General features: G+C 60.2%; 13 protein-coding genes and 2 pseudogenes. 7 read left to right on the top strand and 8 right to left on the bottom strand.

Translation table 11 applies throughout. The features are described from left to right. Position 1 precedes the first annotated feature (1 nt). Positions 2-361 (bottom strand): hydroxyisourate hydrolase, encoded by a 360-nt coding sequence (uraH, locus tag ABJ076_RS12240; RefSeq protein ID WP_348189482.1) that lies wholly within the window; start codon positions 359-361, stop codon positions 2-4. 193 nt (positions 362-554) lie between these two features. Between uraH and puuE the strand changes: the two are divergent. The 4 genes and pseudogenes from puuE to ABJ076_RS12220 all read left to right on the top strand — a co-directional run. Then, a pseudogene (gene puuE / locus ABJ076_RS12235) lies at positions 555-1,448 on the top strand (allantoinase PuuE); the annotation flags it as partial. Between the two features lie 33 nt (positions 1,449-1,481). Further along, positions 1,482-1,970: a 2-oxo-4-hydroxy-4-carboxy-5-ureidoimidazoline decarboxylase gene (uraD, locus tag ABJ076_RS12230; protein ID WP_348189561.1), complete on the top strand. Its 489-nt coding sequence runs from the start codon at positions 1,482-1,484 to the stop codon at positions 1,968-1,970. Continuing rightward, positions 1,967-2,824 carry a bifunctional allantoicase/(S)-ureidoglycine aminohydrolase gene (locus ABJ076_RS12225; RefSeq protein ID WP_348189484.1) on the top strand — a complete coding sequence of 286 codons (858 nt, stop codon included), beginning with the start codon at positions 1,967-1,969 and terminating at the stop codon, positions 2,822-2,824. Before uraD ends, ABJ076_RS12225 begins: the two co-directional genes overlap by 4 nt. Next, entirely contained in the window at positions 2,821-3,312 is a 492-nt protein-coding gene (locus tag ABJ076_RS12220) for an ureidoglycolate lyase (RefSeq protein WP_348189486.1), read from the top strand. Before ABJ076_RS12225 ends, ABJ076_RS12220 begins: the two co-directional genes overlap by 4 nt. Positions 3,313-3,418: 106 nt before the next feature. Here the strand turns inward: ABJ076_RS12220 and ABJ076_RS12215 are convergent, their stop codons facing one another. Continuing rightward, positions 3,419-3,958, bottom strand: coding sequence for a helix-turn-helix domain-containing protein (locus ABJ076_RS12215; protein WP_348189488.1), 540 nt, complete (start codon positions 3,956-3,958; stop codon positions 3,419-3,421). A 465-nt stretch (positions 3,959-4,423) separates the two neighbouring features. Between ABJ076_RS12215 and ABJ076_RS12210 the strand changes: the two genes are divergently transcribed. From ABJ076_RS12210 to ABJ076_RS12200, 3 genes are all read left to right on the top strand, one after another. Further along, entirely contained in the window at positions 4,424-5,545 is a 1,122-nt protein-coding gene (locus ABJ076_RS12210) for an FAD-dependent monooxygenase (protein WP_348189490.1), read from the top strand. Between the two features lie 450 nt (positions 5,546-5,995). Further along, positions 5,996-6,802, top strand: coding sequence for a creatininase family protein (locus ABJ076_RS12205; RefSeq protein WP_348189491.1), 807 nt, complete (start codon positions 5,996-5,998; stop codon positions 6,800-6,802). Further along, positions 6,799-7,551, top strand: coding sequence for a RibD family protein (locus ABJ076_RS12200; RefSeq protein ID WP_348189493.1), 753 nt, complete (start codon positions 6,799-6,801; stop codon positions 7,549-7,551). The genes ABJ076_RS12205 and ABJ076_RS12200 overlap by 4 nt, the downstream gene beginning before the upstream one ends. On the opposite strand, the gene ABJ076_RS12195 is transcribed toward ABJ076_RS12200, so the two are convergent. The 6 genes and pseudogenes from ABJ076_RS12195 to ABJ076_RS12170 all read right to left on the bottom strand — a co-directional run bounded on the left by ABJ076_RS12195 (position 7,544) and on the right by ABJ076_RS12170 (position 12,714). Further along, complete coding sequence (locus ABJ076_RS12195; RefSeq protein ID WP_348189495.1) at positions 7,544-8,344, bottom strand: class I SAM-dependent methyltransferase; 801 nt, start codon at positions 8,342-8,344, stop codon at positions 7,544-7,546. The genes ABJ076_RS12200 and ABJ076_RS12195 overlap by 8 nt on opposite strands. Beyond that, the gene (locus tag ABJ076_RS12190; protein WP_348199550.1) at positions 8,341-9,417 is read right to left on the bottom strand and encodes a glycosyltransferase family 4 protein; all 1,077 of its coding nucleotides are present in this window, start codon (positions 9,415-9,417) and stop codon (positions 8,341-8,343) included. Before ABJ076_RS12190 ends, ABJ076_RS12195 begins: the two co-directional genes overlap by 4 nt. After that, complete coding sequence (locus tag ABJ076_RS12185) at positions 9,414-9,812, bottom strand: 6-carboxytetrahydropterin synthase (protein ID WP_348189499.1); 399 nt, start codon at positions 9,810-9,812, stop codon at positions 9,414-9,416. The genes ABJ076_RS12190 and ABJ076_RS12185 overlap by 4 nt, the downstream gene beginning before the upstream one ends. 13 nt (positions 9,813-9,825) lie before the next feature. Then, the gene (locus ABJ076_RS12180) at positions 9,826-10,821 is read right to left on the bottom strand and encodes a zinc-binding alcohol dehydrogenase (protein WP_348291597.1); all 996 of its coding nucleotides are present in this window, start codon (positions 10,819-10,821) and stop codon (positions 9,826-9,828) included. 235 nt (positions 10,822-11,056) lie between these two features. Beyond that, positions 11,057-11,998 (bottom strand): annotated as a pseudogene (locus tag ABJ076_RS12175) (NAD(P)-dependent oxidoreductase); the annotation flags it as partial. A gap of 80 nt (positions 11,999-12,078) precedes the next feature. Next, positions 12,079-12,714: a peroxiredoxin gene (locus ABJ076_RS12170; RefSeq protein WP_348189503.1), complete on the bottom strand. Its 636-nt coding sequence runs from the start codon at positions 12,712-12,714 to the stop codon at positions 12,079-12,081. Positions 12,715-12,850: the final 136 nt, after the last annotated feature.

The raw sequence follows: 12,850 nt of genomic DNA, 5'->3' as shown, positions 1-12,850 counted from the left end.
GTCAGCTCCCCCTGTAGGTGGCATAGCCGTAGGGAGAGAGGAGCAGGGGCACATGAAAATGCTGGTTCGCATCGGCGATACCGAAGCGCAGCGGAATGGTGTCAAGGAACAGGATGCCATCGCCGACATGGCCCGCCGCTTTCAGATAGTCTCCTGCATGGAACAGCAACTCGTAGGTGCCCGGCGTGAAACTCTCGCCATCTGCCATCGGGCCGTCCGTCCGCCCGTCCGCGTTCGTCACCGCATGCGAGACAAGCTGCGGCTCACCGTCAAGCAACCGGAAAAGCTCGATCTTCAGACCACTAGCCGGTTTTCCGGCTGCCTGATCCAGCACATGAGTCGTTAATCGACCTGACACCATAACAAATCTGCCCCTATTCTCCCGGTTTGCTCCCGGTTGCAGTCTTTGCACGACCGCGTTCTTTGACTGAATTAGATTGTCTAGGAATTGTATATGAAAGGGGGCTTGTCATAAGACTCTTTCAAAATTTTGTTGAATGTCCGACGGACAGTTCTCTGGAACGATGACGCCTGCAGGCATGAGAGGAAGAAAAATGGGGACCTATCCGCGCGACCTGGAAGGCTACGGCCAGACCGTTCCGAATGCCAACTGGTCCGGAGGCGCCAGGGTCGCGGTGCAGTTCGTCCTGAATTACGAAGAAGGTGGCGAGAACAACCTGCTGCACGGGGACGAAGCCTCTGAAGCGTTCCTCTCGGAGATTGTCGGCGCCACGGCCTGGCCAGGCCAGCGGCACTGGAACATGGAATCGATCTACGAATATGGCGCCCGGGCCGGTTTCTGGCGCCTGCACCGGCTTTTCACCGAAGCAGGCATCCCCATCACCGTCTACGGCGTTGCCACCGCGCTGGCACGCAGCCCGTCACAGGTGAAGGCGATGCAGGAGGCCAACTGGGAGATTGCCTCGCACGGTCTCAAATGGATCGAGCACAAGGACATGACCGAGGCGGAGGAGCTGACCCAGATTGTCGAAGCTGTCCGCCTGCACACCGAAGTCACCGGTGAGGCGCCGCGCGGCTGGTATACCGGCCGATGCTCCATGAACACGGTCGGCCTGGTCGCGGCGCGGGGCGATTTCGATTACATTTCGGACAGCTATGCCGATGACCTGCCCTACTGGATGGAAGCAGGTGAGCGCGATCAGCTGATCATCCCCTACACGCTTGACGCCAACGACATGCGGTTCGCCACACCTCAGGGCTTCAATACAGGTGAGCAGTTCTTCCAGTATCTGAAAGACAGCTTCGACGGTCTTTACGCGGAAGGTGCCGCAGGACGCCCGGCCATGATGTCCGTTGGCCTGCATTGCCGCCTTACCGGACGGCCGGGACGCGCGGCAGGATTGAAGCGGTTCATCGAGTATGCACAGTCCCATAACGATGTCTGGTTCGCCCGCCGGATCGAGATTGCGGAGCACTGGAAAGCCAACTTCCCGCACGAACGCCGGGAGCGGCCCGGCGCCATGTCCCGCGAGCGGTTTGTAGAATGCTTCGGCGGCATCTTCGAAAACTCGCCCTGGATCGCCGAGCAAGCCTTCGACCTCGAACGCGGCCCGGCGCACGACACGGCAACCGGCCTGCACAGCGTCCTTACCCGAATCTTCCGCTCGGCCAGTGACGCGGAGCGGCTTGGGGTGCTGAATGCTCATCCGGACCTTGCCGGCAAGCTGGCGCAGGCGAAACGTTTGACCGACAACTCCACTGCCGAGCAGGCCAGCGCCGGGCTCGACGCCTTGACCGATGCCGAGCGCGCCAGTTTCGAGGATCTGAACGGGCAATATGTTTCGAAGCACGGCTTCCCGTTCATCATCGCCGTCCGCGACCATGACAAGGCCGGCATCCTCTCCGCTTTCCAGCGCCGCATCGGCAATGACCGGGAGACGGAAATGGCCGAGGCCTGCCGTCAGGTCGAACGTATCACCGAACTCAGACTGAAGGATTTGCTGCCATGAGTACCGTAAACAACGACAGTGGATCCTACTTCGCCATCGATGGCGGCCTGCCGGGTCAACGCGAGCTGATGACCGGCCGGGCCGTATTCACCGATGCCTATGCGGTGATCCCGAAAGGCGTGATGACCGATATCGTCGCCAGTCTGTTCCCCTTTTGGGAAAGCACACGCGGTTGGATCATCGCCCGCCCGCTTTCCGGCTTCAGCGAGACCTTCTCCCATTACGTGATGGAAGTCGGCCCCGGAGGCGGGTCGGACAAGCCAGAGCCGGAAGCGGGCGCCGAAGGCGCGCTGTTCGTTGTCTCCGGCTCAGTCACCGTTACCGTCGGCGGGGCAGAGCATGTGCTTGAGCCGGGCGGGTTCGGCTTCCTGCCGCCCTCCTCCGGCTGGACCCTGCGGAACCGGGGCAGCGAGCCTGCGAAATTCCACTGGATCCGCAAGATGTACGAGGCCGTGGACGGGATAGACGCCCCCACACCATTCTTTGCTAACGACCGCGATATCACCCCCAACGCCATGCCGGATACGGAAGGCCGCTGGGCGACGAGCCGCTTCGTAGATCCGGAAGATCTGCGGCACGACATGCACATCACCGTCGTCACCTTCCAGCCGGGCGGCACCATCCCGTTCGAGGAAACCCACGTCATGGAGCACGGCCTCTACGTGCTTCAAGGCAAAGGCGTCTACAAGCTGAACCAGGACTGGGTGGAGGTCGAGGCGGGCGATTATATGTGGCTGCGTGCGTTCTGCCCGCAGGCCTGCTACGCCGCCGGGCCGGAGCCGTTCCGGTACCTGCTCTACAAGGACATGCACCGGCACCCGAAACTGACCGGCGTCGGCGGGTTCGGGCGATGAGCCGGACCATCAGGGCAGAACCGTTGACGGCGGAAGGTTTCGCGCATTTTGGCGATGTGCTGGAAGCAACGGGCACGCCCGACTTCATGATCAATGCCGGGCTCTGCGGGCGCCATCACGACCTTGCGCGCCCGGAGACGGATGCAGACGGCACCGTCAGCCTCAGTGTCGGACGCAGCGAGGCCGTCGCTCTGCCGCTCTCCCTTGGCATGATGGAACGACATCCTCATGGCAGTCAGGCCTTCGTGCCGATGGCGGGAACGCGGTTCCTAGTCATTGTCGCCGAAGACAACGACGGCACGCCCGGCATACCGCGCGCCTTCCTGACAAACGGTCGTCAGGGCATTCAATACAAGATCAATTGCTGGCACGGGGTGCTGGCGCCCCTAACTGGGCCGTCGGATTTCCTGATCGTCGACCGGGTTGGCCCGGGCGACAATCTTGAAGAATATCACCTGACCGAGCCGTACACCGTCGTTCAAGGCTGAGCTGGCTTTTCTGGCAGAAATGGTCATCGACGACGGCACCCGAAAACAGAAATTGCCGCTAAAGCGGCAATTTCGTCAGTCGTTTTCATATCAGATCTAGAAGATATCAGATCCGATCAGCATCGTTGCCTTGATCGGCTAGCTCCGACATCGTCCGCACAAGATCCACGATGCGGGTCCGCGCATGTTCCGGCAAGTCACACCAGAGCCGCACAAGATCATTAGCCTGACGGCGCGCCAGCGGCGAATCAATCTCGACATCGTGCGTGCTAACCATTGGCGGCGCCATGCCCTCGGCACCCAACAGGCGCGCCGGAGACTGGGCAATCGTCTGCTCGTCCATCTCGTCGAAGAAAAAAGACACGGGCGTATTCAAGACAGAAGCCACATCGAACAATCGCGACGCGCTGATCCGGTTATCCCCGCGCTCATATTTCATATATTGCTGCGAAGTCACACCGATCTTTTGCGCTACGGTGCGCTGGGTCATCCCCATTTCCTTACGTCGACGGCGCAGACGGGCGCCCACGAACACGTCGACCGGATTATTCGAGGTCGTCTTGCCCCGATCTGCGTCATCTCTATCCGTCGCCGACGTTGCATCCTCAGACATATCGTCGATCTGACGATTAGCCGCGTTATTCATTTTTACACCCCCATGCCGTGTTAATGTCCCAGAATCGAAAGTTTGGTATCCACGTGGCCACCCGGATAGGGAATTGCCTTCCCTTGGGAATAAGCCGCATTGTCTAAAAGCTTTCTGCTGCACCGGTTTTGGCACCGCCATAATGCGTGTCACGCGGCCTAAGCTTTGCGTCGCTGCCTTATATTGATTTGGGCAATTGGCGTTCAGATGCGTCTCCATACCATGCTGCGCCGTAACATTCAATTTTCCCGTGATCGTCCTAGGTAGATTTTTATTAATATCCCACTTCTTGATATTCCCAGGGAAACCCGCTCTCAGAGCGGATTTCGAGCTTCTTAAACATTAAATATGCCTCAAAATTAATGTATAAACATCAACCATTGCGCGATCGAATAGATCATATCGCGAAAACTTGCAGATTACTAACTCAGGACCGAAACTGGCGGATACCATAAAGGAACTACAATGCTCGTCGATATCGCCGTGATAGGAAATGGTCCAACCGCCCGTCTCGCCGCACATGCGCTTCGCGACTGTGGGGCGGATGTGGTGATGATCGGACCAGATACGGACCGTTCAGCCGATCCACGCACTACGGCGCTGATGCCCTCGAGCGTCGATTCACTTGATGCGCTGGGCATCGACGTCCGGACAAAGGCGACCCCGCTTGCGGACCTTCGGATCGAGACGACAGGCCCATTCGGCGCAATAGCGGAGCTGTTCACGGCGGCGGATGCAGGCGAGGCATTCCTGGCTCAGAATCTTTTCATCTCGGATCTTATGGATGTCATGCCGGTTGTGCGCCAGCACAAGGCTACGGTCACCGGCATAAAGACAGCAGCAGACAGTGTCGAGATCGAGACAGACGACCGCCAAGGCATCAGAGCGCGGCTGGTCGTTGCCGCCGATGGCCTTCAGTCCGTCGCGAGAGAGGCTGCCGGCATCCAGATGCGCAAGAAGCCGCTCGGCCGCAGCGCCCTCTGCGTACCGGTAAGGCTCGAGCGCCCGCACGAGCGCCTCTGTATCGAGCGTTACGATGATATAGGCACCCTTACCCTGATACCCGTGGGCGAGCATGACGCTTCGTTGATCAGCATCGCGGCTCCGGACGAAATCGCAACCCTCGCCGCCCATTCCGACGAAACGATCGAACGTAAACTGACGCGCCGTCAGGACGCTTTCGGGTATATCGCTTTCGCCGGTCAGAAAGCCATCTTCCCCCTAGCGCTTGGCTTTACGCCGCAACCGGCGCGGGCACGGGTCATCGTCATAGGCGAGAGCGCGCATATAGCCCCGCCCATAGCCGCCCAAGGATGGAACATGTCCGTGCGTGATATCATGACCTTGAGATCACTCCTCGCCACGGCCGTCACCAATGGCGAGGATATTGGCAGCCAGGATGTGCTCGACGCCTACGCGCCCCGCCGCCAGTTGGATGTTGCAGGACGCCTGTCCGCCATCGGCGCACTTGCTGGTGTCGCCACCCGCCCGGCTGGACCGCAGAAGCTTATCCGCCAAGCCGGTCTCGCAGCCATCGGCCAATTCAGCGGATTGAAGCGCAGCCTAATGCGCGCCGGCCTCAGATAGACATACGGTCGACATTCGCCGCCTTCAGATCTCTCGCACGGATCATAATTTGACAACGCTCAGCTGCAGAAATACACAGCGCTGATGTCGAGCCTTATGCCCGTCAGCGACGCCGCACGCCGAGATATGCTCCCGCAAGAAAAGGTGAACTTAACATTGTTCCAACGCCTGCCGTGCCAAGACATGCCAATAAAAACGCCATGAGATCGACGTCCAATCGCGCAACAAACAACATAACTGACATTTATTTAATTTTTACTGCCGCTAATTATTAAATAACACAAATGATTGAACTATTATCTGAATTTTATTTTTTGAAATTATGGCACTTTTATTTCATGCGCGTGATGAATACTGAATCACGCCGCCGTGCATCGACTTGACAAGGTCAGTCCCGGCAGTATGTGTTCTGACAAACATCACAACCGAAACAGCCGGAATATCAGAAGGATGCCAATAAAGACGTGGGGCCATCTAACAACCGTTGATGTTGCAGCGCTCGACCCGGCACGTGCAATTGCGATACTTCCGGTCGGCGCAATCGAACAACATGGCCCGCATCTGCCGTTGGCAACCGACATTCTGATCTCCGAAGGCATCCTCGCGGCCGCTGCAGAACACGTTGCACCGGATATCGATCTGCTCCAGCTACCCTCACAATCTGTTGGCCTCAGCCCGGAGCATATGAGCTTTGCCGGCACGCTTTCCCATGAAGCCGAAACCCTGCTCGCCTCCTGGACGGAAACGGGCCTGTCCGTGGCTGCAGCCGGACTACGCAAGCTGATCATCCTGAACAGCCATGGCGGCCAACCGCAAATCGTCGACCTGGCGACACAACGGCTCCGCACAGAGGTAGGCATGCTGGCCGTGCGCGCGAACAGCTTCCGCTTCGACCTGCCGCCAGACCTAATCGCGAAGGAAGAGCAGGCATTCGGCCTGCATGGCGGCCAGATCGAAACCGCCCTGATGCTCGCGCTTCATCCAGACCTGGTGCGCCGGGACAAGATCGCGAACTTTCCGAACAAAGCGGCGGAACGTACCCGCACGGCGAAACGTCTCGGCCTTTCCGGTGCCGGAGGATATGCCTGGAATGCGGAGGACCTGAACCCGGGCGGCGCGACAGGAAATGCCAGCCTGGCCACGAAGGAACAAGGCGCGACCCTTCTCTCCGCCTATGCAGGTCAGCTTGCAGAACTGATCGTCGATGTTGCGGACTGGCCGCTTACAGAGGGCGTAACCTTTGGCGCGACGCCATGAACGATGAATGGTCCAGCATTCTCGCCTTGCTGGGCAAGGGCAACGGTATGGTCGTCGCGGACACACCAGAGAGCGGCGACGTGCCGTGGCGGCTTTACCGTGAACTGGCCCGGGACTGCATGAAACAGCCCCTCGTCATCGCACAGATCGGTCAAAGCCTGGATGGCCGGATTGCAACGGCCAACGGTCATTCCCATTACATTAACGGCCCCGAAAGCCTCGACCACCTGCACCGCCTTCGGGCAATCGCCGACGCGGTCATTGTTGGCGCCAGCACGGCCGCGCTGGATAACCCGCGCCTGACGACCCGGCGCGTTCCGGGCCCTAACCCCGTGCGTGTTGTGATCGATCCGAACGGCCGTGTCCCGCGAGAGCATGCCCTGCTTTCTGAACCGGACGCAGAGACTCTGCTGGTTACCGAACGGGACGAAGAGGGCCTGCCGCCTCACTGCACCAGGCTCGCCGGGACGAACCAGTCGGGCCAAATAGCGCCTGAAGCATTACTCGATCAGCTTCGCGCCCGTTCTCTCGGCACCATCCTGATCGAGGGCGGGGGACAAACAATTTCGCGTTTTATGACAGCAGGCCTGATAGATCGCCTGCATATCGCCGTCGCCCCCATGCTCATCGGCTCCGGTCGGCCCAGCCTCGTCCTGCCAGAAATCGGGACTCTCGCGGAGGCACGGCGCTTCGAGGCCCGCACATTTGCGCTCGGTCAGGATACGCTGTTCGATTGTCGTCTCAGCTGATCCGGGGTATCGCGAAATGATCAAGGTGCCCGACACGGATATGGCTGCCACGCGCGTCCAACAATTTCGCCCCCCAGGATGAAATCTCCGATGCCAGTTCTGGAGCTATCTCGGATGCAGCGGAAACCCAACCGCTCACCAGTTCATCCGCACCTGGATCACCAACGCTGATACTCCAGTCGCTGTCCCCTTCGAACAGGTCATACGATCTGCCCCGAAGTCCGGCGGAAAGGACCGAAGCGGCCTCCGATCCAAGCGCAGGCCCCAGTCCCTTGTCACCTTGCTGATGCCGATTGAAAAGACGTCGCACCATTTCGGTCTCGCCGCCATTGACATCCGCTTCCATCCGGCCGTCGTAAGTGAGAACAGCCAACAATGCAGAGCTGTGTTTCTCAAGCGCATCGAGCATTCTGTCGAGCCAAGGCATCGAGACAAGGTCAAAGAGAGCAGATGCCGTCACCAGATCAGCTCCGGCGATGAGCTTTTCCAAATCCTCTGAGCCCAGATCTGTCGTCCTGCAGGCGAGCCGGTCACCGTCTTTCAGCACCGCTCTACTATCAGCCGCCGCAAGCAGAGCCGGATCGTTGTCGACCAGCAACCAGTCGACAGGCAGTGAGAATAGCGGCGCGAGATGGCGCTGGTTGTTCCCGTTGCCGGCCCCGAGATCGACGATTACCAGACGATCAGCATGACCACCGGCCCAAACCCGCAAGGCGTCCTCGACGGTTCGGCTTCGGGCCGGGCCGTCCCAATCCGCGCGGGCGCGGAGCCAAGCGTCCGAAAACCCGCTCACTGCAGGATCACCCCATCCACGGCCCTTTGGAATGCAGCGGCAGCACTGTCCCAATCAGAGAGGCCGCCGGCTTCTGCCCGGGAACGGGCAGCCAGCTTCTGTCTGGCGTCTGGCTCCTGCAGCAGCCCCCGGAGCGCTTCTGAAAGGGTTGAGACCTCGCCGGCAGGAACCAGATGCGCCGCCTGACACACAACCGCCGAGGCTGCACCTTCATGAGTTGCCAGCACCGGCAAACCGGCGGCGACTGCATCGGCGAGCGCCATGCCGAACCCTTCATGATGCGCCGCCGAGAGAAACAAACCTGACGTGGCATGCATCCGCGCCAATTCGTCTTCCGGAACTTCGCCGTGAAACGACACGCGCTCGTCCAGTTCCAGCTCCCCAACGAGCGCGGTCAGCTCCGACGCGTGAGCGGCGTCGCGGGCATCACCGACAATATCAAGCCGCCAGTCGAGATCGCGGCAATCAGCAAGAGCCCGCAACGCGACATCGTGGCCCTTCCGCCGCGTTAGCGTACCCACCGAGAGAATCCGTATCGGCCCGTCGTCGAGACTGGTGCCTGGGCGCACCCAATTGGCGATGCCGGGCTCAACCACATAGACAGAAGAAGGATGCACACCGAAATCGGTCAGGCGTTCGGCCGTCCGGCGGCTGGAAACGACAATCCGCGCCACTTCCTTCAACACGACTTTCTCCGCCTCGAAGAACGCCGCCTGTTCCGTCTCGCTGAGGCTAGTTTCGTCGGCCAGAGGATGATGGATCATGGCCACGATATCGAGCCTCGGCGCATGCTGGAGAACAGCTTGCCCGAGAGCCGTCAGGGCCAGGCCGTCGATAACACAGCACACCCGGTCCGGCAGCCCGGAAAGGACCGCTGCACCGGCCGCGACATCGTAGGGGGCCGCCCTCGGAAAATCACCGGTAAGTTCATGCACCATTCCAAGGCGCCCGGCGGCCTTCAGCCCTTCCACCATGTACCGGTCGTAAATGAACCCACCGGTCAGTGTTTCCAGCGGCCCCGGAACGATGAAATGAACGGACGGTTCCGAGTTTTTGAACGGATCAGAGCTCACAGCATCCCCTCATAGGAGGCCCAAGCTATATGGGATTCATGCAGTATCACCTTCATCGAGGCCAGCTCTCTCGCGCCCTCGCCTAGCTCTCCGGCCGCAATCGCACCCGCCATGCGGTCGAATATATGCCGGGCAAGAAACTCCGTTGTCGTGTTCTCTCCGGCGAATTCCGGCAGGTCGTCCAGATTGCGGTAGCCGAGCGGCTCAAGCACCACCTTCAACCGCTCCGAGGCAGCGCCGATATCGACCACCAGATTGTCCGCGTCCAGCTCCGCCCGGCGGAATTCCACATCGATCACATAGGTCGCGCCATGCAGCCGCTGGGCTGGGCCGAAAGTCTCGGAATTGAAGCTGTGCGCGATCATGACATGGTCGCGAACGGTGAGTGCGTACATTGAAATACTCCGGTCAGTCAGAATAACGAATGCGATGGCAGAGCGTTTCAGGCGCTCCGGCGACGAGCCCCGCCAGCACGTTTGGGAGAGAGTCGAACGGGCTCTCATCGGTGATGAGAATATCCAACGCCGGGTCGTCAAGCAGGTTGAGCGCCTCGGCCAGACGTTCGGCATGCCGCGCCCGCTCCCGGCGGGACGGCGCCACGGCTCCGACCTGGGAAGCCTTGATTGTCAGGCGCTGCGAATGAAAGGCGCCACCCAGCGGCAGGGAAACTTCGCAGTCCCCGTACCAGCTCAGCTCGACAATGGTCGCCTCGAAAGCCGAAAGATCAAGCGCCCTGCGCAATCCGCCCTCTGTCGCGCTGGCATGGAAAAGCAGGCCAAATTCTTCCGGCTGCGCGCCCGGCTGCGCGAAGTGGAGGCCCAGCGCGCTGCATATCGCGGCACGGCTCTCCACCGGATCGAACACCCAGACCTCCGCCCCCCAGAACCGATGCGCGAGATAGCCGGTCAGCAAACCGACCATACCGCCGCCGATGACGGCAATCCGGCCGGTGCGTGCCGCTTCGGCATCCCAGACCGCGTTCAACGCTGTCTCCATATTCGCGGCAAGCACGGCCCGCTCCGGCGTGACGCCCTCCGGCACGGCAATAGCGGCGGCGGCAGGCAGCACGAAACGGGTCTGATGCGGGTAAAGTGCGAAGATCAGGGAGCCCCGCTCCAGCGCAGTGCCACCAACGACACGGGCAACGGCGGCATAACCGTACTTCACCGGCCCCGGAAACTGCCCCTCCTGGAACGGGCAGGCCATGCGCCCCCACTCAGACTCCGGCACACCGCCCCGGAAGACAAGGCTCTCCGTGCCTTTGCTGACCGCTGAATAGACGGTCTCCGCCAGCACATCATCCGGCCCCGGCGCAGCGAGCGCCGCCGCCCTGATTTCGCCCCGGCCATCGCCGCGCGACCAGAACGCCCTCGCGCCGTCCGTTGATGCCTTATCCTGCCCCATCATCTCCGCCTTATTGGAAGACGCACAAAACCCTACAGGGAAGGCCTAGTCCCTTGTGCTTGCTCATGCAGCAAAAACTATCGTGAGCGGGTTGTTTTCAGGCGCCGCCCCTCCTCCAAGATTGTCATCCCGGCCGGAGAGCCGGGACCTAGAAGATCATAAGGCGGCGCATGCCTTCCCTGGGTTCCCGCGTGCGCAGGAACAATTAGATTGAGAGGAAAGGAGAAAGCCGAGCCTACTCCTCCGAAGCCACCGGCAAACGCGCCTCAACGCCGGTCAGCTTTTCATAGGCCTTTATCACCGCCGTGCAGCTTTCATCCTCGAAGCCCATGATCGAGGCCAGCGCATAGGTCTGGTGAACCGACTCCGCCATGAAACCAGGCAGCCCGGCCTGCTCCAGCCATTCGGCGTAGTAGCGGACATCCTTCTGCGCGTTGGCCAAAGACATCAGCGGGGTGAAATCGCGTTTGAGGGTGGCCTCTCCATAGAGATCCATCATGCCGGACTTGCCTCCGGCAGCCGAGATGATGCCGATCACCTTGTCCATGTCGAGCCCTTCACGGGCGGCCAGAGCGAAGCCTTCGCACCAGGAGGCGACATTGGCAAAAGCGATGTAGTTGTGGATCAGCTTCAGACGGATCGCGTGACCAGCGGGGCCTACATGGAAAATGTTTTCGGCGTACATCGAAAATAGCGGTCGCAGCTGCTCCAACAATTCCTCCGTGCCGCCGAAAAGGATGTTGACCTCGCCCCGGTCGGCATGGACTGGCGTCCGGGTCATTGGCGCTTCGCAATAGGCGACGCCATGCGCGTCGCAAGCCTCCCGCATCTTGTCCACATGGTTCGGAGATACCGTCGTGTGATCGAGGAAGACTGCACCCTCACGCATGTGGGAGAGTAAGCCGCCCGGCCCGAGAGCAAGTTTCTGGACCGCCTCCGCCGTAGTGATACAGATACCAAGAACATCAGCATTGGCTGCCATCATGGCCAGATCCGGCTCGGCAGTTGCGCCCTGCGAGACAGCCAGTGCCACCGCCTCCGGATCGAGATCATGCACAGCAACAGCGGCGCCTCCGGCCAGCATGTTCTTCACCGCCCCGCGCCCCATGCCGCCGAGGCCAATGAAACCAACTCTAAATCCGGATGCCTCCGATACCGACACTTTCTCGCTCATGACCGCATTCCCTTCCTCGGCATCAAACGCAGAAAGGCCGGCAAAATGCCGGCCTTTCGCGAAACAGTTAAATGATCAATTGATTACGCGCCCGGCTGATCGACCACACGAAGATACGGACGCTGTTCGTCCCAGCCACCCGGGAACAGCTTCTTGGCATCGTCGTTCGAAAGCGCCGGAACGATGATGCATTTGTCACCGCTGTTCCAGTTCACCGGGGTCGCCACCTTGTGCTTGTCAGTGAGTTGCAGGGAATCGACCACGCGCAGGATCTCGTCGAAGTTCCGTCCGGTGCTGGCCGGGTAGGTCAGGATCAGGCGGACCTTCTTGTTGCCATCAATGATGAAAACAGAGCGCACCGTCAGCGTGTCGTTCGCGTTCGGGTGGATCATGTCGTAGAGACCGGCAACCGTCTTGTCGTGGTCCGCGACCAGCGGGAAATTCAGCGTATTGCCCTGGGTCTGCTTGATATCGTCAGCCCATTTCTCATGGTCGCCGAGACCATCGACAGAGAGGCCGAGCACCTTGACACCGCGCTTGTCGAATTCCGGCTTCAGACCCGCCATGTAGCCGAGCTCTGTCGTGCAGACAGGGGTAAAATCCTTCGGGTGGGAGAACAGGATGACCCAGTTGTCGCCCGCGTAATCGTAAAAATTGATCTTGCCGTCCGTGGAGTCCTGCGTGAAATCAGGCGCTGTATCGCCAAGCCGGATCGTCATGGCCTTATCTCCTCGTGTGAGCTTCTGAAACTGTCCGCGTCCCTCCCCGGGAATGCACGGGCGGCGGAACTATAAGCAGAAACGGGGGTGGGCGAAACCGCCACACCCCCGCTTTTTTAACCAATAGTACGATGCC

Source organism: Nisaea sp. (assembly GCF_039990255.1).
In the GTDB taxonomy this organism is placed as follows: domain Bacteria; phylum Pseudomonadota; class Alphaproteobacteria; order Thalassobaculales; family Thalassobaculaceae; genus Nisaea.
Note: the sequence above shows the minus strand (reverse complement) of the source record. Positions and strands in the feature narration are given on the sequence as shown.

Excerpts from the sequence above, each read along its gene's own strand:
- uraH (WP_348189482.1), bottom strand. The coding sequence starts at position 361 with ATGGTGTCAGGTCGATTAACGACTCATGTGCTGGATCAGGCAGCCGGA.
- uraD (WP_348189561.1), top strand. The coding sequence starts at position 1,482 with ATGTCCCGCGAGCGGTTTGTAGAATGCTTCGGCGGCATCTTCGAAAAC.
- ABJ076_RS12225 (WP_348189484.1), top strand. The coding sequence starts at position 1,967 with ATGAGTACCGTAAACAACGACAGTGGATCCTACTTCGCCATCGATGGC.
- ABJ076_RS12220 (WP_348189486.1), top strand. The coding sequence starts at position 2,821 with ATGAGCCGGACCATCAGGGCAGAACCGTTGACGGCGGAAGGTTTCGCG.
- ABJ076_RS12215 (WP_348189488.1), bottom strand. The coding sequence starts at position 3,958 with ATGAATAACGCGGCTAATCGTCAGATCGACGATATGTCTGAGGATGCA.
- ABJ076_RS12210 (WP_348189490.1), top strand. The coding sequence starts at position 4,424 with ATGCTCGTCGATATCGCCGTGATAGGAAATGGTCCAACCGCCCGTCTC.
- ABJ076_RS12205 (WP_348189491.1), top strand. The coding sequence starts at position 5,996 with ATGCCAATAAAGACGTGGGGCCATCTAACAACCGTTGATGTTGCAGCG.
- ABJ076_RS12200 (WP_348189493.1), top strand. The coding sequence starts at position 6,799 with ATGAACGATGAATGGTCCAGCATTCTCGCCTTGCTGGGCAAGGGCAAC.
- ABJ076_RS12185 (WP_348189499.1), bottom strand. The coding sequence starts at position 9,812 with ATGTACGCACTCACCGTTCGCGACCATGTCATGATCGCGCACAGCTTC.
- ABJ076_RS12180 (WP_348291597.1), bottom strand. The coding sequence starts at position 10,821 with ATGGGGCAGGATAAGGCATCAACGGACGGCGCGAGGGCGTTCTGGTCG.
- ABJ076_RS12170 (WP_348189503.1), bottom strand. The coding sequence starts at position 12,714 with ATGACGATCCGGCTTGGCGATACAGCGCCTGATTTCACGCAGGACTCC.